The organism is Chryseobacterium phocaeense (assembly GCF_900169075.1).
Lineage (GTDB): Bacteria > Bacteroidota > Bacteroidia > Flavobacteriales > Weeksellaceae > Chryseobacterium > Chryseobacterium phocaeense.
This window is the reverse complement of the sequence record NZ_LT827014.1, coordinates 1,079,141-1,101,025: the sequence shown is the minus strand read 5'-3', so window position 1 is coordinate 1,101,025 and position 21,885 is coordinate 1,079,141. Positions and strand designations below refer to the sequence as shown.

20 protein-coding genes are annotated in these 21,885 nt (G+C 39.0%); 11 read left to right on the top strand and 9 right to left on the bottom strand.

The genetic code is table 11. From position 1 onward, the window contains the following. Positions 1–3 precede the first annotated feature (3 nt). From B7E04_RS06500 to B7E04_RS06470, 7 genes are all read right to left on the bottom strand, one after another. Positions 4–804: an alpha/beta hydrolase gene (locus tag B7E04_RS06500; protein WP_228439836.1), complete on the bottom strand. Its 801-nt coding sequence runs from the start codon at positions 802–804 to the stop codon at positions 4–6. Positions 805–816: 12 nt separating this feature from the next. Then, positions 817–1,566, bottom strand: coding sequence for a 1,2-phenylacetyl-CoA epoxidase subunit PaaC (gene paaC, locus B7E04_RS06495; protein WP_080777882.1), 750 nt, complete (start codon positions 1,564–1,566; stop codon positions 817–819). A gap of 72 nt (positions 1,567–1,638) precedes the next feature. Continuing rightward, positions 1,639–1,920, bottom strand: a complete 282-nt coding sequence (gene paaB, locus B7E04_RS06490) for a 1,2-phenylacetyl-CoA epoxidase subunit PaaB (protein WP_039364405.1) — start codon at positions 1,918–1,920, stop codon at positions 1,639–1,641. A 111-nt stretch (positions 1,921–2,031) separates the two neighbouring features. After that, on the bottom strand, positions 2,032–2,970 hold the full coding sequence (gene paaA, locus B7E04_RS06485) for a 1,2-phenylacetyl-CoA epoxidase subunit PaaA (protein WP_080777881.1): 939 nt from the start codon (positions 2,968–2,970) through the stop codon (positions 2,032–2,034). A 90-nt stretch (positions 2,971–3,060) separates the two neighbouring features. Continuing rightward, positions 3,061–4,146, bottom strand: a complete 1,086-nt coding sequence (locus B7E04_RS06480; RefSeq protein ID WP_080777880.1) for a 2Fe-2S iron-sulfur cluster-binding protein — start codon at positions 4,144–4,146, stop codon at positions 3,061–3,063. Next, the gene (locus B7E04_RS06475; protein ID WP_080777879.1) at positions 4,146–5,462 is read right to left on the bottom strand and encodes a phenylacetate--CoA ligase family protein; all 1,317 of its coding nucleotides are present in this window, start codon (positions 5,460–5,462) and stop codon (positions 4,146–4,148) included. The genes B7E04_RS06480 and B7E04_RS06475 overlap by 1 nt, the downstream gene beginning before the upstream one ends. A gap of 202 nt (positions 5,463–5,664) precedes the next feature. Beyond that, positions 5,665–6,246 carry a TetR/AcrR family transcriptional regulator gene (locus B7E04_RS06470; RefSeq protein WP_080777878.1) on the bottom strand — a complete coding sequence of 194 codons (582 nt, stop codon included), beginning with the start codon at positions 6,244–6,246 and terminating at the stop codon, positions 5,665–5,667. Positions 6,247–6,700: 454 nt separating this feature from the next. Here B7E04_RS06470 and clpB point away from each other — a divergent pair, with 454 nt between their 5' ends. The 9 genes from clpB to B7E04_RS06435 all read left to right on the top strand — a co-directional run bounded on the left by clpB (position 6,701) and on the right by B7E04_RS06435 (position 15,143). Next, entirely contained in the window at positions 6,701–9,295 is a 2,595-nt protein-coding gene (clpB, locus tag B7E04_RS06465) for an ATP-dependent chaperone ClpB (protein WP_080777877.1), read from the top strand. Positions 9,296–9,444: 149 nt separating this feature from the next. Continuing rightward, positions 9,445–9,621: a hypothetical protein gene (locus B7E04_RS22100; RefSeq protein WP_165439413.1), complete on the top strand. Its 177-nt coding sequence runs from the start codon at positions 9,445–9,447 to the stop codon at positions 9,619–9,621. 16 nt (positions 9,622–9,637) lie between these two features. Beyond that, positions 9,638–9,790, top strand: a complete 153-nt coding sequence (locus tag B7E04_RS22095) for a hypothetical protein (RefSeq protein ID WP_165439412.1) — start codon at positions 9,638–9,640, stop codon at positions 9,788–9,790. A gap of 271 nt (positions 9,791–10,061) precedes the next feature. Continuing rightward, positions 10,062–11,063: a zinc metalloprotease gene (locus B7E04_RS06460; protein ID WP_080777876.1), complete on the top strand. Its 1,002-nt coding sequence runs from the start codon at positions 10,062–10,064 to the stop codon at positions 11,061–11,063. 185 nt (positions 11,064–11,248) lie between these two features. After that, positions 11,249–11,791 (top strand): hypothetical protein, encoded by a 543-nt coding sequence (locus B7E04_RS06455; RefSeq protein ID WP_080777875.1) that lies wholly within the window; start codon positions 11,249–11,251, stop codon positions 11,789–11,791. 32 nt (positions 11,792–11,823) lie between these two features. After that, entirely contained in the window at positions 11,824–12,477 is a 654-nt protein-coding gene (locus tag B7E04_RS06450; RefSeq protein ID WP_080777874.1) for a hypothetical protein, read from the top strand. Next, positions 12,453–13,238: a sensor histidine kinase gene (locus B7E04_RS06445; RefSeq protein WP_080777873.1), complete on the top strand. Its 786-nt coding sequence runs from the start codon at positions 12,453–12,455 to the stop codon at positions 13,236–13,238. The genes B7E04_RS06450 and B7E04_RS06445 overlap by 25 nt, the downstream gene beginning before the upstream one ends. Further along, positions 13,235–13,876: a response regulator transcription factor gene (locus B7E04_RS06440; RefSeq protein ID WP_080777872.1), complete on the top strand. Its 642-nt coding sequence runs from the start codon at positions 13,235–13,237 to the stop codon at positions 13,874–13,876. Before B7E04_RS06445 ends, B7E04_RS06440 begins: the two co-directional genes overlap by 4 nt. Positions 13,877–14,126: 250 nt before the next feature. Beyond that, positions 14,127–15,143 (top strand): zinc metalloprotease, encoded by a 1,017-nt coding sequence (locus B7E04_RS06435; protein ID WP_080777871.1) that lies wholly within the window; start codon positions 14,127–14,129, stop codon positions 15,141–15,143. A 63-nt stretch (positions 15,144–15,206) separates the two neighbouring features. On the opposite strand, the gene B7E04_RS06430 is transcribed toward B7E04_RS06435, so the two are convergent. Both B7E04_RS06430 and B7E04_RS06425 read right to left on the bottom strand, forming a co-directional pair. After that, positions 15,207–17,072, bottom strand: a complete 1,866-nt coding sequence (locus B7E04_RS06430) for a M1 family metallopeptidase (RefSeq protein WP_080777870.1) — start codon at positions 17,070–17,072, stop codon at positions 15,207–15,209. Positions 17,073–17,379: 307 nt separating this feature from the next. Continuing rightward, positions 17,380–19,794 (bottom strand): outer membrane beta-barrel family protein, encoded by a 2,415-nt coding sequence (locus B7E04_RS06425; RefSeq protein ID WP_228439834.1) that lies wholly within the window; start codon positions 19,792–19,794, stop codon positions 17,380–17,382. Between the two features lie 94 nt (positions 19,795–19,888). Between B7E04_RS06425 and B7E04_RS06420 the strand changes: the two genes are divergently transcribed. Continuing rightward, positions 19,889–21,205 carry a sensor histidine kinase gene (locus B7E04_RS06420; protein WP_080777869.1) on the top strand — a complete coding sequence of 439 codons (1,317 nt, stop codon included), beginning with the start codon at positions 19,889–19,891 and terminating at the stop codon, positions 21,203–21,205. Then, complete coding sequence (locus B7E04_RS06415) at positions 21,195–21,878, top strand: response regulator transcription factor (protein ID WP_080777868.1); 684 nt, start codon at positions 21,195–21,197, stop codon at positions 21,876–21,878. The genes B7E04_RS06420 and B7E04_RS06415 overlap by 11 nt, the downstream gene beginning before the upstream one ends. The last annotated feature ends 7 nt before the right edge of the window (positions 21,879–21,885 follow it).

The window sequence follows — 21,885 nt, the reverse complement described above, 5'->3', positions numbered from 1 at the left end:
ACTTTATTTCTCATCAAACTCCAGAATCTTTTTCATTGAGTTTTGATAATCTAAATTATCTGTAATTCCGTTATGGTACTGATTTTTCAAAATAATCAAGCTGTCTCCTTTTTTAAAATTTTCTTTCAGTTTTAAGGATGCTTTATAATTTATAATTTCATCTTTATCTCCATGAAAAATAATCACAGGTGACTTAACGGCTTTTAAATATTCATTGGTTTCAAAATTATATTTCAGCAGAAATTTCGGCAGAAACGAAAATTTTTGATCCATTTCATCTTCTATACTGTAATAGGGTGCTTGCAAAATCAACAAACTTGCATTTTTCTCTGAGGCTAATTTTGCTGCCAGACCTGTTCCTACAGAATATCCTAAAATAATAATTCTATTTTCTGAATATCTTTTTATTATTTCATTGTAAGCCAATTCTATATCTGAAAACAACTGTTCTTTGTTAACAATATCTCCTTCACTTTTTCCATACCCTCTATAATCGAGTATAAATACGTCATAATTTATACGGGTATACAATCTGGCTACTTCCCCCCACCCTTTTATTGATCCTCCGTTTCCATGTAGGTAAAAAATAATACCTTTAGGATTCTGAGCTTTAAACAAAACAGAATTTAAATTCTTTTTATCCTTTGTCTTAATTGTTATTTCTTCGAAATCATCATTAAAATTAAATACATAATTTTCAGATAGTTTTTCAGGATAAAAAATGAGTTTTTCCTGATAGAAATAAATTCCCAGACATAGCAACATGTATGCGACAAGAAAAAAAGCAAGTATACCAAGAAGCATTTTTCTCATTTTCTACCAGGTACACCCAGGATAAGCCCTCTGCATATACTGAAGCTCACAAAGAATGTATCCGAAATATTCCGTATGATATCCTGTTCTGGATTTAGGCTGCATAAATGGATTGGCAGGGAATTCCAGACCATATTCCTGGAAATCTCTGGTGATAATGGCTACGAATTCAGTGTATAGTCTATCAACATCAGGAGCGATATTTAAAGCAATCAGATCATCTTCTCCTTCTACTTTTGCAAATAAACCTTTGGTATATTCCCAGATGTTTTCAATGGCTTTTACCAGACGTTCACGGCTTTCTTCTGTTCCCTGAGCGAAAATTTTCATCCAGGAAGAAGCATGGGTGTAATGGTATTTCACCTCTTTCAAAGATTTCTGAGCCAGAGCCGAAAGCTCTTCATCCGCAGAATTGGAAAGTGCTTCAAACATTAACTTCTGATACACAGAAAAAACATATACTTTAAGGATAGTCTGTGCATAATCTTCATTAGGAAGTTCTACCCAGTGGGCGTTTACGTATTCGTGCTCGTATCTTAAGAAGGCTAAATCATCCTCACTTTTACCGTTATCTGCAACTCTTGATGCGTACACATAAAAGTTATTGGCCTGTCCAAGTTCGTCCAGGGCAATGTTCGTCAATGCAATATCTTCCTCCAGATAAGGACCTTCGCCGCACCATGCAGACAGTCTTTGCCCCATGATCAAGCTGTCATCTGCAAATTTTAATAAATAATTATATAGTGGATTCATTTTTTTCTTTTTTGTAAAATGTAAAATGTCAGATGTACAATGTACTTTTTACAGCCGACTTTTTACAAAAAATTACATATTTTTTACATCATTCGGGATATCGTAGAACGTCGGGTGACGGTATAATTTGTCATCTGCCGGATCAAAGAAAGCTTCCTTATCTACCCCTTCTGAAGTTACAATATATTTACTTGGAACAACCCAAACAGAAGTTCCTTCTTTTCTTCTGGTATAAACGTCTCTTGCGTTCTGCAGGGCCATTTCTGCTGTTGGGGCCTGTACTATTCCTACATGTTTGTGAGATAATCCCGGTTTAGTCTGAATAAACACTTCCCACATATCTAAATTTGCCATAGTCAAATTAATTTAACAATGTATCAATGTACCAGTTGACCAATGAGATGCTTCGACAAGCTCAGCACTACAGTGATTGTTACATTTTTACATTGGTATATTGTTACATTATTATATTACTTCTTTTTGTTGTTTTTCTGCAAAAGCCACTGCCGCCTCTTTTACCCATGCATTTTCTCTTTGAGCTTTTCTTTTGGTCTCGATACGCTTTTTATTGGCAGGTCCGTTTCCTTTTAAGATTTCCATGAATTCATCCCAAGGAAGTTCTCCGAAATCATAATGCTGTCTTTCTTCATTCCATTTCAGGTCTTTATCCGGAACGGTTAATCCTAAAAATTCAGCCTGAGAAACGGTAACATCAATAAATCTCTGACGAAGGCTGTCGTTGCTCTCTCTTTTTACTCTGTAATTCATTGAGATTTTAGAGTTTGGTGAGCTGTCATCATTCGGACCAAACATCATTAAAGCCGGCCACCAGAAACGGTTTAGCGATGCCTGAGCCATTTCTTTCTGCTGTTTTGTTCCCCGGCAAAGTGCCATCAGGATTTCGTAGCCCTGTCTCTGGTGGAAAGACTCTTCCTTACAGATCTTCACCATCGCTCTTGAATAAGGGCCGTAAGAATTTCCCATCAGCATTACCTGGTTCATAATAGCGGCACCGTCTACCAACCAGCCGATGGCACCAATATCCGCCCAGCTTAAGGTAGGATAGTTGAAAATACTTGAGTATTTCGCCTTCCCTTCCAGCATATCTTCATAGGTAGCATCTCTGTCTGCCCTCACAGTTCCGTTTCCTAAAGTTTCGGTTGCAGAGTACAGGTATAAACCGTGACCCGCCTCATCCTGAACCTTAGCTAAAAGAGCCATTTTTCTTCTCAATGAAGGCGCTCTGGAAACCCAGTTGGCTTCCGGCAGCATTCCTACAATCTCAGAATGGGCATGCTGTGAAATCTGACGAACCAATAGTTTTCTGTAATCATCAGGCATTACATCCTTTGGCTCCACTTTATTTTCGTCGTGAACGTATTGAACAAATTTTTCTAAATCCATTTCTTTTTGTTTTTTGTATTAAAGTAAAATGTCGGTTGTACAATGTATTTTGATACTTTTTACACTGTACATTTTACATTTTACAAAAAATTAAACGTCATAATTAAGCATCACCACATTCGTTGTCGGGTGACATTGACACGTCAGAACGTAACCTCTGGCTACTTCATCTTCGGTAAGCGCGAAATTTTTCTCCATAAACACTTCTCCTTCCAGAACTTCCGCTTTACACGTACAGCACACTCCTCCTTTACACGCAAATGGTACGGGAAGATTGTCTTTTAATGCTTTATCTAAGATACTCTCTTTTTTGGAATTCAGGTGGAACGAATATTCATCATCGTCAATGATCACCGTTACCATACTTTCGATGTTCGCGATCGCTTTGAACTCATCACTCATTTCCTCCGAATTTTCTTCGTCAGGAGCCGTAAAATATTCAAACAGAACCTGAATGGCAGGAACTTTTTTATCTTTCTTCAGATAATCTGCAATTCCTTTGATCATTTCTGCAGGTCCGCAGATAAAATATGTGGCTTCTTTTACATCAATCTCTGTATATCTCTCAAACAGAAGCTCCAGTTTTTCAGCAGAAATCCTTCCTTCGAATACCGGATCTTCATGTTTTTCGCGGCTTACGAGATAGATTACTTTCAGCCTTCCGTTAAACTGTTCTACCAGCTTATCAATCTCAGCTCTTTTCATCACATGATTCATGCTTCTGTTGCTGTAGAAAAGATACGCACAGCTGTTAGGTTCCTGATACAGACTTTCCTTAATATTTGATAAAACCGGGCTGATACCGCTTCCCGCAGCCAAACCAACATAGGTTTTCACATTGGTAGGATGGTAGGAAGTATTGAAACCACCCATTGGAGGCATCACTTCCAGCATTTCGTCCATGTGAAGATGCTCATTGAAATATCCTGAAACTTTTCCGCCTTCCAAAAGCTTCACCAGTACTTCCAGCGTATTGCTTTTTTCACTCGGGGCATTGCAGATAGAATAAGAACGTCTTTCCTCATTTCCGTTGATCATCATACGGAAATTTAGATACTGCCCCTGCTTGAACCTGAATTTGTCCTTCAGCTCCTCAGGCACTTCTACGGCTACATTTACCGCATCAGGAGTATCTTTCTGAACTTTTACCGTTTTAAGTTTGTAAAATGAATTCATTATTTTTTAAGTATTCTATTAATTTTTCCGCCTTCGCATTTCGGTAGGCTGTCCTGAGCATGGATTTTCACTTTTGTAGTAATTCCCACTCTCTTTTTTATTTCGCTTTCTATGTTTTTTCCAAAGTTTCCGACAAAATTAAAATAATCATCGGTACCTGTGTCTATTTTTTGTGCTTTCACCAGTTCATCATCAATTTCCACATCCACATCCAGTGCGATACACATCTGTTCTTTTTCAACCGGCGTCAGATAATAGTTCGGAACCACTCCCTTTACATGGGAAAATGCTTCTTCAATCTGACTTGGGTATACATTCACTCCTCTTACAATCAGCATATCATCTGCCCTGCCTTTGATGGGTCTCATCTTTACCATGGTTCTCTTTGCGTTTTCATCATAATAAAGACTGGTAATATCATTTGTCCAATATCTTAAAAGCGGCATGGCTTTCTTCGTTAACGTAGTGATCACCAATACACCTTCTTCACCGAATGGAACGGGCTGTTTGGTTACCGGATCTAAAATTTCAGGATAAAAATGATCTTCCCAAATGTAAGAACCTCCTTTCTCCTCAAAATCCTCCATAGATACACCCGGACCAATGATCTCACTTAATCCGTAGATATTGGTGGCATGAAGGCCAAGCTTTTCCTCAATATGCCCTCTGATAATCTCTGTCCACGGCTCTGAACCTAACACAGCGTATTTCAGACTGATTTCTTCTGCAGAAATTCCACGGTTTGCAAACTCATCCGCAATAGTCAGAGCGTATGATGGTGAACAGCAGATTACTTCCGGCTTAAAATCTATAATGAGATCAACCTGTCTGGCGGTCATTCCTCCGGAAATCGGAAGAACGCTCATTCCAAGCTTTTCAGCACCATAGTGAAGCCCTAGTCCTCCTGTAAAAATTCCGTAGCCGTATGCATTATGCAGCTGCATTCCCGGTCTTGCTCCGGCAGCATATAATGATCTGGCCACCACTTCACTGAAAAGATCCACATCTTCTTTCGTATAGCCCACTACTGTAGGTTTTCCTGTAGTTCCGCTGGAACAGTGAATTCTTTGCAGCTCGGTCTTCGGAACCGTAAATAAACCAAATGGATAGTTATCCCTTAAATCCTGTTTATAGGTAATCGGAAGTTTCGTGATATCTTCAATCGACCATATTTCTGTCGGAATTATCTCCAGTTCACGAAATTTTTCTTTATAAAATTCCGAAGTTTCCCCAAGATAATTAATCAATCTCGACAAACGTTCAGACTGAAGCTGTCTCAATTGATCGAGTTTTAAATATTCAACATCAAAATCCATAACTAACTAACTAACATTTGTTAGGTGTAAATTTAAAAAGAATTTTAATCCTGACAAAATTTCGATGATTTTTGTCATATTTTGAATGATTCTAAATAATTGAGAGTATCGTGTATAGGCGAAGGAAGCTGAGAAAGGGAAGAATACAAATAGCGTATATGCACATTAGCTTTCTTTGCCTTATTTGCTTTCTTAGCGAATTTTATTGCTGAATTTGATTTCCCAGGAGCCCATAAAGAAGTTTGGCCCTGATTTCATCAGTAATTTCAGAAGTAGATTCCGTGTTTCTTTTAAACCAGAAATAAGAATTATTGAGCGTGTGGAGAATGAACCTTGTGGTAAAGGTCGGCGACTTCAGTTCCCAGTTTTCAGCTTTGTAGATCTCAGAAATCAATGCTTCCACTTCTTCCTGATAATTTTTTCTCAGCGCTACAAATTCGGGAAGCCTTTCTTCAAGATGCCTCCATTCATTGGAATAAATATGCGTCACATCGCGGTTTTGAAGAACGACTGATAAATGTTTATCCAAAAAAAGATTCAACTTATCTTTTGGAGCCATATCCGTATTTTTCACCTGCTGAAGCTCATCGAAAAATTCCTGCGCTATTCCGAAGCAGATCCATTCAAGAATTTCTTCCTTTGAACGGATATGGGCGTAGAGTGAAGCTGCTTTGATATTAAGCCTGGTGGCCAGATCCCGTACCGAGCTGCCCATATAGCCTTTCTCTTTAAAAAGCTCTACCGCTACGTCTAAAATTTTTCGTTGTTTTTCTTTAAGTTCCATCTGGTAAAATGCAAAAGTAACTATTCTCCGTTAATATTTTCAGTTTAACCTTATGATTTTAAACACAAAAGAAGCAGCTCTTTATTCGCCGTTGCATAAAAACTATAATTTATCTCTTCCTTATTCTATGAACTCTTTGGTCAGACCTTTCTTATCATAACCTTTTTATGAATGTGACGGTTATTCCATTATTTTAAAACAAACACATTAAAACTGGAAATTTTGTCTAGCTTAAATCTTATTAAAAATAAACAATTCGGAAATTTTGTCCATATTTTTTATAAATTCAATAATTGAATACTTTTTGCGGTAAGCTAACCGATTAAATAATTGAACAAGATTGAAGGACGTCAGACTTCAGATATTGAATTGAAAAATTAATATAAAATCAAGACTTATGGTCTGAAATCTGATGTCTTAAATCTAGAATATTTAAATACCAAAAATACAACATATGAACTTAAACCAATATACTGTAAAATCACAGGAAGCCATCCAGGCGGCACAGCAGACTGCTATGGAATTCGGCAACCAGAGTATCGAACCTCAACATATACTTGAAGGAATTTTTCAGGTAGATGAAAATATATCGCCCTTTCTACTAAAAAAATCTGAAGCAGATGCCAGCCTGGTAAGAGAGCGGAACCGCGAAAATATTGAAAAACTCCCGAAAGTTCAGGGAGGCAATATTTATCTGTCCCAGTCAGCGAATAAAGTGTTGCTGGACGCCCCTAACGTAGCCAAAAAAATGGGCGACGAATATGTGACCATCGAACATTTATGGCTGTCATTACTTGAAACAAGTTCCGAAGTCTCCAAAATGCTCAAAGATATGGGCGTTACCAAAAGCCTTTTGGAAGGTGCTATTAAAGAATTAAGAAAAGGAAGCAAGGCCACTTCTGCGAGTTCGGAAGAGACCTATCAGTCCTTGAATAAATATGCTAAAAACTTCAACGAATTAGCTGCGGAAGGAAAACTGGATCCCGTAATCGGGCGTGATGAGGAAATCCGCCGTGTGCTTCAGATCCTTTCGAGAAGAACAAAAAACAACCCTATTTTAATCGGGGAACCGGGTGTGGGAAAAACGGCTATTGCTGAAGGTATTGCCCACCGTATTATTTCGGGAGATATTCCGGAAAACCTAATGGATAAAACCCTGTATTCACTGGATATGGGTGCTTTAATTGCCGGTGCGAAATACAAAGGTGAATTTGAAGAGCGACTTAAATCCGTGGTGAATGAAGTGATCAAATCCGACGGACAGATCATCTTATTCATCGACGAAATTCACACCCTGGTTGGTGCAGGAGGCGGAGAAGGCGCAATGGATGCCGCCAACATTCTTAAACCTGCTTTGGCAAGAGGAGAACTAAGAGCAATCGGAGCCACCACTCTGAATGAATACCAGAAGTATTTTGAAAAGGACAAAGCATTGGAAAGACGTTTCCAGAAAGTAATGGTAGAAGAACCGGACACTGAATCCGCGATTTCCATTCTTCGTGGAATTAAAGATAAATATGAGGCGCACCACAAAGTTAGAATCAAAGATGAAGCGATTATTGCTGCAGTGGAAATGTCTCAACGGTATATTTCAGACCGTTTTTTACCGGATAAGGCGATTGACCTTATTGATGAAGCTTCAGCCAAACTGAGAATGGAAATCAATTCAAAACCTGAGGAACTGGATGTTCTGGACCGAAGACTGATGCAGCTGGAAATTGAATTGGCCGCCATTTCAAGGGAGGGTAACCAGACGAAGATTGATCATGTAAAAGAAGACATTGCAAAAATTTCTGAGGAAAGAAATGAGATCAATGCAAAATGGCTGAAAGAAAAGCAAAAATCTGAGGATTTAACCCAGATTAAAAAAGATATTGAATCTCTGAAACTTGAAGCCGAAAAAGCATCAAGAGCCGGAGATTATGCGAAAGTAGCGGAAATCCAGTACGGAAAAATAAAGGAGAAGGAAGATGCTTTGCAGAAACTGGAACTGGAGATGCAGAATCATCAGAATGAATTGATCAAAGAGGAAGTTACTTCTGAAAATATTTCCGAAGTCATCGCCAAATGGACCGGAATTCCTGTGACTAAGCTCTTACAGTCTGAAAGGGAAAAACTATTGAACCTTGAAGCTGAGCTTCACCACCGCGTTGTCGGGCAGGATGAAGCCATCGGAGCCGTTGCAGACGCGATCAGGAGAAACCGTGCCGGGCTGAGTGACGAAAAGAAACCTATCGGGTCATTCTTATTCTTAGGAACAACCGGTGTTGGGAAAACCGAGCTGGCCAAGGCTTTGGCGGAATATTTATTCGATGATGAGAATAATATGACCAGAATTGATATGAGTGAATACCAGGAAAGACACAGCGTTTCCAGACTGGTAGGAGCTCCTCCGGGATACGTAGGCTACGATGAAGGCGGACAGCTGACGGAAGCGGTAAGAAGAAGACCATATTCCGTGGTGCTTCTGGATGAAATTGAAAAGGCCCACCCTGATGTGTTCAACACCCTGCTCCAGGTACTGGATGACGGACGTTTGACGGACAATAAAGGCCGTGTGGTAAACTTTAAGAATTCAATAATTATTATGACTTCAAACTTAGGTTCGCATCTGATCCAGGAGAATTTTGAAAATATCACAGACGAAAATCAAGCTGAGATTGTAGATAAAACCAAAGATGAAGTTTTTGACCTTCTGAAACAGACTCTTCGTCCGGAATTCCTGAACAGGATTGATGAAGTGGTACTGTTCCAGCCATTGAGCAAAAAAGAAATCGGAAAAATTGTTCAGTATCAGCTGAGAGGCTTCAATGATATGCTTGCAAAAAGAAATATCATCATGACCGCAACTCAGGATGCTGTGGATTATCTGATGAATAAAGGATATGATCCATCTTTCGGAGCAAGGCCTTTAAAAAGAGTGATCCAGCAGGAAGTTCTCAATAAATTATCTAAAGAGATTCTTGCCGGAACCGTAAATGACGGTGATCGTATCACATTGGATTATTTCGAAGAAACCGGTTTGGTTTTCAGACCGGCAGATCAATAAAGTAGTTTTTTTCATATATATTATTTTTGTAAGTAAGTGGTGCAGCCCCAATCTGCATCACTTATTTTTTTGACCGATCAATTTTATCTAACCCTGGTGAAATATTTGTATATTTATAAAACCAAATAACTAATTAAAACAAAATCAGCATGAAAAAGTTAAAAAGAAGCTCATTAAAAACCATTCTGGGAGGAAAAATTGACTGTCGATGCCGTATACTCATTTACCCCGACGGCTCAACCAGCGGTACCTGTGCCACAGAAAGATGCTCACAAATCAACATTAATTGCGGACAAGCTGAGTGCAGACCGTCTCTTATTGATTAACCCATAAAATCATAGTATGAAAAAACTAAAAAGAAACGATTTAAAGAAAATCAGCGGCGGTGCAGCAGCTGTGATCACTGAATGCGATATCAATATGAACTGTCCGCCAGGCCTTTGCTGCTCCACAGGAAATATCTGCAGGGACCCGAGAAGGTATCCATGTATTTAAAAGAATCTAGTGCCGGAAATTTTTTCCGGCTTTTTTATGCTTTTTTGCGAAATTATTTTTTTTAGGTTAAATTTCAAAATAGTGTGATTAATGAATTTATTTTTCAACCTAAAAGTTTAAAATTTTCAATAAAATTTAAAAATTAAAGAATAATTTAAACCAAATTAAAATATAAAAATACATACAAATAATGTTAAAATTTTAAATAATAATCAAACAATACATATTTTTCATACATTTGTGATACACCAAACCACAAAATATCAATTTTATGAAAAAAGTAGTATTAGGAGTATTGATTACTCTTTTTGTTTCGTGTAATAATGAAACTGAAAATCCCACAGCTGAAAATCCGGCCCAGGATCAAACCACAGCTCTGGCCAAAGACGGCGCGATCTGCGGTTCAGACCTGGTAAGACAAAAATTCCTTTCTGAAAATCCGGATGCAGCCCAGCGAATGATCCAGATAGAGAACAATACAGCCGAATTTATCGAACAGAAAAAGATGGGCAAAGTTCTGCCGGACGGCAGCGTTGAAATCCCTGTTATTTTCAATGTGCTGTACACCAACTCCACCAACAATGTATCTGATGCGAGAATCAACTCTCAGATCGATGTACTGAACAAGGCTTTTGCTTCCACACACGCCAACGTTTCCAATATTCCGGCTGCATTCCAGTCTGTGAATGCGGGTGATACAAAAATCAAGTTCAGACTTGCACAAATCAACAGAAAAGCGACCACTACTTCCAACTGGGCGCCTAATGACAATATGAAAAAAACCTCAACAGGAGGAATCAATGCTACTGACCCAGCCAAATACCTGAATATCTGGGTGGTTAATTACATGCCGTACCAAACAGGATATGTTCTTGGATACGCTACTTTCCCTGAATCTGCGGGTCTTTGGAATGACGGCGTTGTAATGATGGATGAATATGTGGGTGCAGGCGGACCGGTAGCCACTCATAACAAAGGAAGGGTAACGGTACACGAAGTAGGACACTATCTTAACCTTCGACATATCTGGGGCGATGCCAATTGCGGAAACGATTTCGTAGATGACACTCCACAACAGATTACGCTTCACAGAGGTGTTCCGTCTTATCCTAAAATGGAAACCTGCGGCGGTGTATCCCGCTCTGTAATGTTCATGAATTATATGGATTATTCTGACGAAACCACATTATTCATGTTTACAAAAAAACAAAACGACAGAATGCAGGCTTCTATTGCTGCTAACGGACCAAGAGCCGGGTTAAGAATATTATAATGTAAAATACATTCTCACATTTTTTAATATATAAGTCTCCAAATTGTTTTGGAGACTTATTTTTTTTCATCTTCTGTACAATCCGTAAAAACACGGAGAATTAAGGGGAAAAAACACATCCGTTTTAACATAAAATTTTACGAGATTTGCACTACTAACTAACATTCTTTTATAAAACCAGCGCTATGAATACAAAACCTACTTTAGAAGAAGGATCATTAGAAGCTATCTCAGCATCCAATACCATCGCTACAGATCTAGTACGGAAGTTAATTTCAAATTACCGGGACAACCAGATGCAGGCTGTTAATAAGGAATTGGGAATCACAGACGCTCACTCCATATGGTTTGATCTGCCTAAACTGAAAAATTTCATTGCTACCATAGAAAATGAAGCCAAAAAAGTGAATCCTGATGTTCCTGACGAACATTTGGGGATCAGATTTTACTACGCCGCTTATCCGAAAGCAGAAGACTGGGCGATCATGGAGAGCCATCCGGTAGAAAAAGAATATGCAGAAAGACACACCCTGGTGATGATTCCCACTTTGAAAAAAGAAGATGAAAACGGTGAGATGCTTCATTACGATTTCTGCCCGTCAAGTTCCGGATCTATATTGGCTATGGCCTCCAAAAAAAACCTTTCCATGACGTACCCGGATACTATTGCTGAAAACCACGGGACATTATCTCCTCCGGAAAGTCCAAAAACAGAACAATTCCCTTAATATTGTACATACACCATACCCTATACTAAAAAATGACAGATTTTCAGAAAATACTTCAGGAATCGATGATTTGGGCAGAAGGACTCGCTGCCGTTATATCGGTTATTTATTATAATCGAAATAATAAGGAAGGGTATTGGAAATATTTCTCCATTTACTTAATTATCATGTTCCTGTCTGAAGTGATTGGTAAATGGGGAGATCTGGTCATGGAATACAATAAGCAGAAGTTCTTTAACTATTTCGTAATTCCTCTTGAATTCCTGTTCTTTTACTGGCTATATGCAGCAAAATCTTTAGGCAAGCCAAAGCTTTTCTATGCCATGTCACTGGTGTATCTGCTGTCATTTGTATCCAGTGAATTTTTCTTCACCACCAAAAAAATCATTTTGTCCTATAACTACACGGTGGGATGTCTTATTTTGATGGTTTTAGTGGTCATGGAATATTATAAACAGATTAATTCTTTTGAAATCCTGAACTTCAGCAGGAATAAAATGTTTTACATCAACCTCGGGGTAACGTTATTTTATATAGGAACACTGCCGTTCTGGACCTTCTTTAATCTTATTAAGGAATACAGGGAACTTCATAATATCTATTTTTCGTACTTTCTCCTGTCAGGAATTATCATGTATCTATTATTTTCAATTTCATTCATATGGGGAAAACAGAGCTCATCATAACACTTATTTTATTCAATGTTTTCTTTGTCCTGTTTGTATCCGCTGTAGTGATTTATATCAGAAAATACCAGCAGCGTAAAAAAGAATATCTGAATGAAATTGAAGTAAAGAACGAAATTCACAAGCGGGAGCTTCTGGCTACCCAGCTTGAGATCCAGCAGGCCACCATGCAGCAGATAGGCCGTGAACTCCATGACAATATAGGTCAGAAATTAACATTGGTAAGCCTGTACACCCAACAGCTTCTGTACGAAAACAGAGTCCCTGAAGTGAGCGAAAGAATAGATCAGGTTTCCCAGATTATCAATCAGTCGCTGCAGGATCTCAGAAGCCTCTCAAAAACACTGACTGACGATAATATTAACCAAAAGGAAATCGTAACTTTGATCCAGGAAGAGGTTGACAATACCAATACTTTCAAGCGTTGCCAGGTAACTTTTGAACACAACTTCAAGCAGCTTGATCTGGGCTTTGTCCATAAAAATGTATTACTGAGAATTACCCAGGAATTTATCCAGAACAGTATCAAACACGCCCACTGCAAGAATATTTTTATTCATCTGAATACCTCTGAAGACATACTCTGGGAACTGAACCTTAAAGATGACGGTACAGGATTCGACAGCAGCAAAGTACAATCCAACGGTATCGGCCTCACCAATATGAAGAACAGGGCAGCCATCATAGGGGCTGATTTCAGTTTTAACAGCAGCGAGGAAGCCGGAACCGAGCTCAATATTATTTTAAAAAAACAGCCATGAAAAAATCCATAGTAATTGTAGACGACCACATTCTTATTGCCAAAGCACTGGAAGGAATCATTGATAATTTTAATGAGTTTGAAGTGATTTACGTCTGCGAAAACGGCAAAGACCTGATTGACAAGTTTGAAAATGATGCTAAAATCCCTGATATTATCCTTCTGGATATCAGCATGCCCATTATGGACGGATTTGAAACCGCAGCCTGGCTGACAAAGAACCACCCTGATATCAAAGTGATGGCTCTCAGCATGCAGGGTGACGATAACAGCGTCATTAAAATGATTAAAAACGGAGCAAAAGGATATTTATTAAAAAACACCCATCCAAAAGATCTCGAAACCGCATTAACCAAGCTGAATACAGACGGTTTTTTCTACCCGGAATGGGCGTCAAAAATCATATTCTCCAACCTCAACAAAGACAAAGAGGGTGAAAATGCAGTAAGAATTTCGGACCGCGAAAGGGAATTCCTGAAATATACTGTCACCGAACTAAGCTATAAAGAAATTGCAGATAAAATGTGCTGCAGCCCGAGAACAGTGGAAAGCTACCGCGATCAGCTGTGTGATAAACTGGAACTGAAAACCCGGGTGGGCCTGGCTGTGTTTGCCATTAAAAACGGATTTGCCGGTTAACTTAAGACAAGTTAAAAAAATCAATTATTTTTAATGATTTAAGTGAATTATTTTAAACAAAATTAATTTATATTGTAAATAATTAAACACTCATTATAAAAATGATTAAAATTCAATCAAAAATCAAAATACATAATTATTATTCAACACTAACGCTTATTAGGTAACGATATTTAAATATTTTGTAAAATTTCTTGCGTATTATATTTTTATACTATACATTTGGGAACCAAACCAATTACAGTATAATATGAAAAAACTATTTTTCGGAGCTCTTGTTCTGAGCTTCATGGCAGCATGTAACAATGACAATATGTCAAATCAGGAGGATCAGTTACAGGATCCCAATACCACCCAAGACATAGCTGCTTCAAAAAGAACGTGTCCCTCAGATGAAATAAGAGAACAGGCTCTTAAAAACAATCCGGAAGCCAGAGCAAGATTTGAAGCAAATGAATTACAACTTGAAAAGTTCTCCCGAGACCTATCCATGGGCAAAGTACTTGCAGATGGAACCGTTGAAATCCCTGTTGTTTTTAACGTGATCTACAATACCACCTCGCAAAATGTTTCCGACGCTAGAATTGCAGAACAAATTGCAGTGCTGAATGCTGATTACGGAGGAACCAATCCTGATGCCGCAAATACTCCCACAGCCTTCCAGTCTGCTAAAGCCGGTGATGTAAAAATCCGTTTTAAACTGGTGGCAACCAACCGTAAAAAAAATACCAAAACATCATGGAGATCTAATCTCAATGAAATGAAGAAATCAAGTACCGGAGGTATTGATGCCACAGACCCAACAAAAAATATGAATGTGTGGGTTGTTAACTCTATTCTTAATGAGAACGGCCAGCCAGGGGTGCTAGGTTATGCTTATTACCCTGAACATGCAGGACAGTGGTATGACGGGCTTGTATTAGGCTATCAGTATGTAGGAAAGACTGGGTCTTCCGCTCCATTTAACTTAGGAAGAACTGCTACTCATGAAGTAGGTCATTATTTAAACCTTCCTCACCTTTGGGGATCTTCCGATGCAGGATGTCAGACGGATTACTCTAATGACACTCCTACTTCTCCCGGCCCTAACTACGGAACTCCGTCTTATCCTTTAAACAGAGTTTGCGGAGGAGTAAGCCGTTCTCAAATGTTTATGAACTATATGGATTATGTGGATGACAAAGCGATGTTTATGTTCTCTACCAACCAAAAAACAAGAATGCAGGCTGTAGTGGCTGCTGCCGGTCCGAGAGCTGGTTTAAGATAATACGTACACACCCATTAATTTTTCAAATAAAAGAGCCTGAATTTTCTGATTCAGGCTCTTGTTTTATAATGATTTTGTATTGTTTTCCGGGGTGTAATCCATAAAAATGTCTCCATCCAAAGTAACGGATTTCACTTTCTTTTTAATAGGAACCGCGAGGTCTGCATGCTTTTGATCTTTTTCCCATAATGAGGGAGAAAAATGAAGCTTTTCCACTGATCCGTCTTCATAATTTAAAACTGCATCAAAAGGGATGGCAAATCCACCGGTATTATCTATATTGACCGTCAACATATCATTCAGCTGTGAAGCTCCTGTGATCTTAAGATCAATATAATTATTGGTGTAGAACCAGTTTTGAAAGAACCAGTTGAGGTTTTTCCCTGAGCCGGTATTCATTGAATTAAAATAATCCCAAGGCACCGGATGCTTTCCGTTCCAGTTGTCCATATAATGCAAAAGTGCTTTTTTAAACAGTTCATCTCCCAGATAATCCTTTAATGCCAGATAAGATAGAGAAGCTTTTACATAGGAATTATTGCCATATCCCGCACCGCTTACCTGCGTGCTCATTGTAATAATAGGCTGATCCTGTTCAGTAGAAGGATCATTGATCCATTTTTTAACCCGGAAGTTTTTATAAAATTCTTTGGCAGGCAGCTCCCCATTTTCATCAATACCGATCAGATATTCAAGAGTTGTTGCCCAGCCTTCGTCCATAAAAGCATAGCGGGTTTCATTGATGCCCATATAAAAAGGAAAATAGGTATGAGCGATCTCATGATCTGCCGTAAGCCTTGCATCACGAAGGTCATCCGGGATACTCGTATCATTGATCATCATTGGATATTCCATATCTGCATAACCCTGCACGGCAGTCATTACATTGTAAGGATATTCTACACCCGGCCATTTTTTCGAAAACCAATCCAGGTTATAACGCATCCATCCAGTATATTGTTCAAAATCCTTTGCGCCTGCTTTGTAAGCTGACTGCACGCTTGCCCTTTTTGTTTTCAGCTGAACACTGGATGCGTCCCAAACATAATGGTTGCTTAAGGCAAAACAGAAATCGGTGATATGGCTCGCTTTGAACTTCCAGACATTCCATTTGTTGGGCTTGGTCACTTTCCCGGATTTCATTTCCTGTTCGGATGCGATGTGTATTATTTTGTCACTTTTCAGGGATGCTCTATATCTTTTCAGGTACTCCGGCTGAAGTACAGCTTCCGGATTCAGAAAATCTCCGGTGGCCCATACCACAAAGTTTTTAGGAGCAGTAATGGCAAAGCTGTAGTCGTTAAAATCATTGTAAAATTCCTGCCTGTCTGAATGCGGAAGCATATCCCAGCCATTGTAATCATCATAGACAGAAATTCTCGGGAAAGAATAAGCTACGTAAAACGTTTCAGGATCTATCTGTCCTTCTCTGCCACTCTGCACGGAAAGAGGATACTCCCACTCTATTTTTACATCCGCTTTTGCCCCTGCCTTAAGAGGTTTGTTCAGTTTTACTTTCTCAACAGTTCCCCAGTCGTCACTGTTTACGTTATATTTCGTTCCGTTTACGATCAATGATTTGATGTGCAGTCCCGAAGACAGGAAATCTTTCGAGACAAAGCCTGATCTTGGTGACTGTGGCTTGTGAAGGTTATTCACAAACCGGATGGCCAGCTCCTGCAATTCGTTTGGACTGTTGTTGCTGTACACGATGGTCTCTTTTCCGGAAACCATTTTACTGACTGCATCCACTTTTACTTCTACATTATAAATTCCTTTATTCTGCCAATAGTTTTTACCCGGCGCTCCGGAAATATCACGGGTACCTTTTTCGTAGGCTTTTTTAATATTTCTCGGCATATATAATTCCTGGGCAGAGAACTGCTGCATGGAAACAGCCACTATTACGGCATAAAGAAATCGCTTCATATCTCTAATTTTTAAAAATAAGTATCAAAATTAGGAAAAATGTGACAGTAATAATGATTTCTTTTTATAATAATGTTTTATGGCTATTAGTTTTTTATTTTTTTAGATATCAGATATAAGACATCAGATTTCAGATATTACAGTGTTAATTACTGGTGACTTCGAGGCCCTCAGCCACCAGATATTTGTCCTTTCATTCCATATTTCCCGAATTGATAATCCCAAAACGCTCCACACAATAACCCTAACACTCTAAAACTTTCCCACACTCAAAACCCTAATACTCTCAAACTCTCCCACTCATCGATTACAGTCTATCTTGCTCATCCGTTTTCTTTATGGTTTTGGCATTCTTCACCGATTGGTTTCCAAAGTTAAATTTCAATGAAAGCGTAAACCCCTGAGTATCCTGATAATCCAGGAAATAATTGTCCTGATTGGCATATTTTGTACTCACTTTCTGGCCCATCGACCTGAAAATATCATTAAAAATAAATGAAGCTTCGAGCTTTTTATTTAAAAATTTCCTGTTCATCACAAAATAGGCAGCCCAGGCACCGGATATGGTAAAAGTTCCCTGTATTCCCGGTGAATAGTACTTATGCCCGGCCTCAATCTTCCAGTCGCTGTTTTTATCTAATGTGAATGAGGTAGAAATGTCAGATACCCAGTTCCAGACTTTATTTTTATAGATCTGGTTATCAATTCCTTTAAAATAATTTTCATTATGCTCCAGGTTTTCGGAAAGAATCAGTGTCCACCATGGTTTGATCTGAAAACTCTTATATAAACTGGCACCAAAAGCCTGTCCTTTTTCAATATTGGTAAAATAGTAGATCAGCTGATTGGTACTGGGTTCCTGGTACGAAATTTCCATGGAAGGATAGATCTCTTTCCTGTAATACAGATCCAGGTTCCAGCCTTTCCAGGAATAGGTCAGATTAAGATTATGGATAATGGTGGCTTTCAGCTTTGGGTCTCCCTGATAATAGGAGAATAAATTATAGTAAGACTTTGCAGGATTCAGCCATGAATAGGACGGGCGGCTGATCCTTTTTCCATAAGAAAATCCAAATTCCTGTTTATTTTCCGTAGTATATTGGGCGTAGAACGTTGGGAAAAGACTCCAGTACTTATTTTTGTTCTGTTCATAAGGTTCAGATACGATTCCTTCCAGATCTGTCATTTCAGCACGGAAACCTCCCTTGAAATTCCATTTTCCAAGATTATACGCTAATGAAGAATAGATAGCAAAATTATGTTCCTTATAATCAAACAAATTACTTTTCTCGGGCCGAAGCTGCAGGGTCCCGTTTTCATTATCTGAAAAATCCTGGCCGCTTGTTGTTTTTACGAAGCTATATTTTGCTCCGGATTCAAATTCCAGTTTTTCTCCTTTCCACTGATAATCTGCCTGGGTGGAATAGAGCTTAACATCTGCCTTATTTCGGGTAAAGAAGTTATCATCCCTCGGTTCCTCACCTTCAAAATTCAGATGGGTAAGCACATTCTGATATTTATCTGCATTGTTTCCGGTAAAATAACTGATCCATGACAGGCTGCCCTTTTTATTCAGTTTCCTGTCCAGCTGAAAGCTTAATGAATTATTAATTTTCCTTGACCAGTGGTCATTGATGGTGGTATAATCAGATTCTATCCTGTCCTGAGCATTGTAGATCAATGTAGGAACCACATAGGTTCCAAATGATTTCGGACCAAAATATCCGGAATAATTAAGGCTGAGTGTGGTGAGACTGTCCGCTTCATATTCCACATTAAAGTTCACGGTATTCTGAGCATTGTTTTTATCCTTCCTGTTCATGGTACTCACCCATCGGGTCTGACTTTCCTGATAGTTCACGTAATCCGTTCCTTCACGGTAATAGGTTCCGAATCCCCTGTAATAGCTGGCCATAAGGGAAAGTTTATCTTTTTTGTAATATTGGGAAGTTCCTAAAAGTCCTTTTGCATATTGGGTCTGAATATATTTTGAAAAAAGATTTCCGCGATATCCTTCAATCTTATTTTTCTTCATGACAATATTCAATACGGCGCTTCCTGACGCTTCATATTTTGCCGGGGGATTTGTAATGACTTCCACGGATTTTATTTCATCTCCCTGGGTGCTTTCCAGGAAGTTTTTAAGTTCTTCACCTGTAAGCATCACTTTCTTATCATTAATAGTGACCAGAATTCCTGTCCCGCCTTTCACCGCAATGACGTCATTGTTAACCGTTACATTAGGTGTTTTCTTGAGGATCTCCCAAGCATTGAGCGAAGAAATATTGCTGTTTTCCACATTAAATTCAAGGCGGTCAACTTTCCTGGTGACCACAGGCTTTTGCTTCGTCATCACTACGGCTTCTATTTCCTGGGGCTTCTTCTGAAGAATGATTTTTAAAACGCCTTCATCCTCCCGGCTCCCGATTGTTTTTTCAAAAGGAGCGTAATCTGTTTTTTTAACTGATATTTTCACGGAATCCATAGAAATCCCGTCCCAGCTGAAATGGCCTTCAGCATCTGTTTTGAGGATTTTAATCAATTCATTTTTCACATTATAGAATTCTACGTCTGCGTCGGCTATCTTCCCATTTTCGGTGTCTGTCACTAAACCTTTGATCACAGTGGTCTGAGCTGAAAGGAATATAGGAAATACCAGGAAAAGAAAAATTTTATACATAATCAGTTGGGTAAGCAAGACTGTTTCTGCTTTACGGTCCAAAATTCTGTATTTACGGAGATAATTTCGGTTAATGAAAGGTTAATGATGGGTTAATGGCTCCACGGGATAGGCTAAAGTTTTATCTTTGTTTCAGATGATGTCCAAAAGTAAATACCTGATTGCTCTTTTCGCTGCCCTGTTCCTGCTTCTGCTGGGAATACAGGTGTATTTTATGTATAAAACCTATCAGGTAAAGGAACGTGAGATCTACAGAACCGTTCATAAAGGGCTTACGGATTACACGGACAGGCTGGAAGACCTTGGCGGTATAAAAAGCAGAACGGATGATACCATTCAGAAGATCCTGATCAAATATCATGATAAAAAAATCAGTAAAAAAGAATTCCTGGCTTTTTTTGAAAACAACAGGAAGGATAATGAAAAGCACCTAAGCCAATACGTAGATTCCCGTTTTAAAAAAGAAGGGTATAAAATTGCAACCAAAACAGAGTATATTTCCATCGTTTATGCTCCCGACAGCACGCACCTTATCGACCAGCCCATCGTATTGTATGAAACCAAAAATAAAGTTACTGATTCTAAAATTTCGAATACAGGAAAATGGGAAACCACCTCGAAATCCACCACCACAGAGGGCGGACAAAGCAGGGACGATTCTTTTATTGTCAAAAGCAATACAGGGTTCCAGATTTTAAATATAAAGATGATTATTTTTAAAGAACTTGCCCTACTGACCTTATGCTGCGCCGCACTCCTTGCCAGCGTACTGCTGATTTATATTTTCACAGTAAAAAACCTGGCCCGGCAGCAAAAACAGATAGAAGTTCTCCACACCGTGGTTGATAATATTTCCCACGAATTCAAAACCCCGATTGCCACTTTAAAAATTGCATCCAAAGCTTTAAAAAAAGACCTGAATCCGGAAACCCTACCTCTAATAGACCGCCAGATCAGCCGGCTTGAAAACCTGATGTCCCAGCTACACAAAGATGAAAACGACCAGGAACCTACCGCTATACAGCCAGAAGACTGGAACTTTTTTATCCAGGATCTTGCCTTCACGTATCCGGAAGTAAAATTTGAGCTGAACAACCAGACTACGGAAGCACTGCCTTTTGATAAAAGCCTTATGGAGACGATGGTTAAAAACCTCTGTGAGAACAGCGTAAAATATGGTTCTTCTAAGGTGAGCATCCATATCAGCAGTATTCTGCATTCTCTTAAAATAGAGGTCAGTGATAATGGCTGCGGGATTGAGAAAAAGGAGCTTAATCACATTTTTGAAAAATTTTATAGGATTCAGTCTAATAATATCCATAATACCAAAGGATTGGGACTCGGGCTGTATTTTGTTAAAAAGATTGTCACGAAATACCATGGCACAACAGACGTCTCCAGCCGTCCCGAATTGGGAACTACCTTTAAAATATCCCTTCCTTATGAAAACTAAAATTCTTTTGGCGGAAGACGACCCGGATTTCGGGATGATCCTGAAACAGTATCTTGAGCTGGAGGATTTTGAGGTGGCGTGGTTTCAGAATCCGGAACAGGTTGTGGAGCTTCTGAATGCCGATTTCCCTTTTCATCTCGGCATTCTGGATATTATGATGCCTGCTATTGATGGGTTTTCTTTAGCCAAAATGATTTTAAAAGAGAAGAATAATTTCCCACTGCTTTTCCTGACCGCCAAAAATCAGAAGATCGACCGTCTTATGGGTCTGAAACTCGGGGCTGATGATTATATCGCCAAGCCCTGCGATCCGGAGGAGCTGGTTCTGAGGATCAGAAATATTCTTAAGAGAACTCAGCCTGCAACTGCCTCACAGATAAGGATCGGAGAATATGAACTGGATACGGAAAAACTCCTGCTTTCGCATCCTGAAGGAAATGTACGCCTTACGATCCGTGAACAGCAGCTTCTTCTTTTTCTTTTGAAATACAACCATTCTATGATCAAAAGAGACGATATCCTGGACAATATCTGGGAAACAAATGATTATTTTACGGGAAGAAGCCTGGATGTCTTTATCAGCAGGCTGAGAAAATATTTCATGAATGATCCCAAAATAAAAATCCAATCCCTGAGAGGAATCGGATTTGAAGTTGATTTTCCTGCGGAGTAACCAGAAA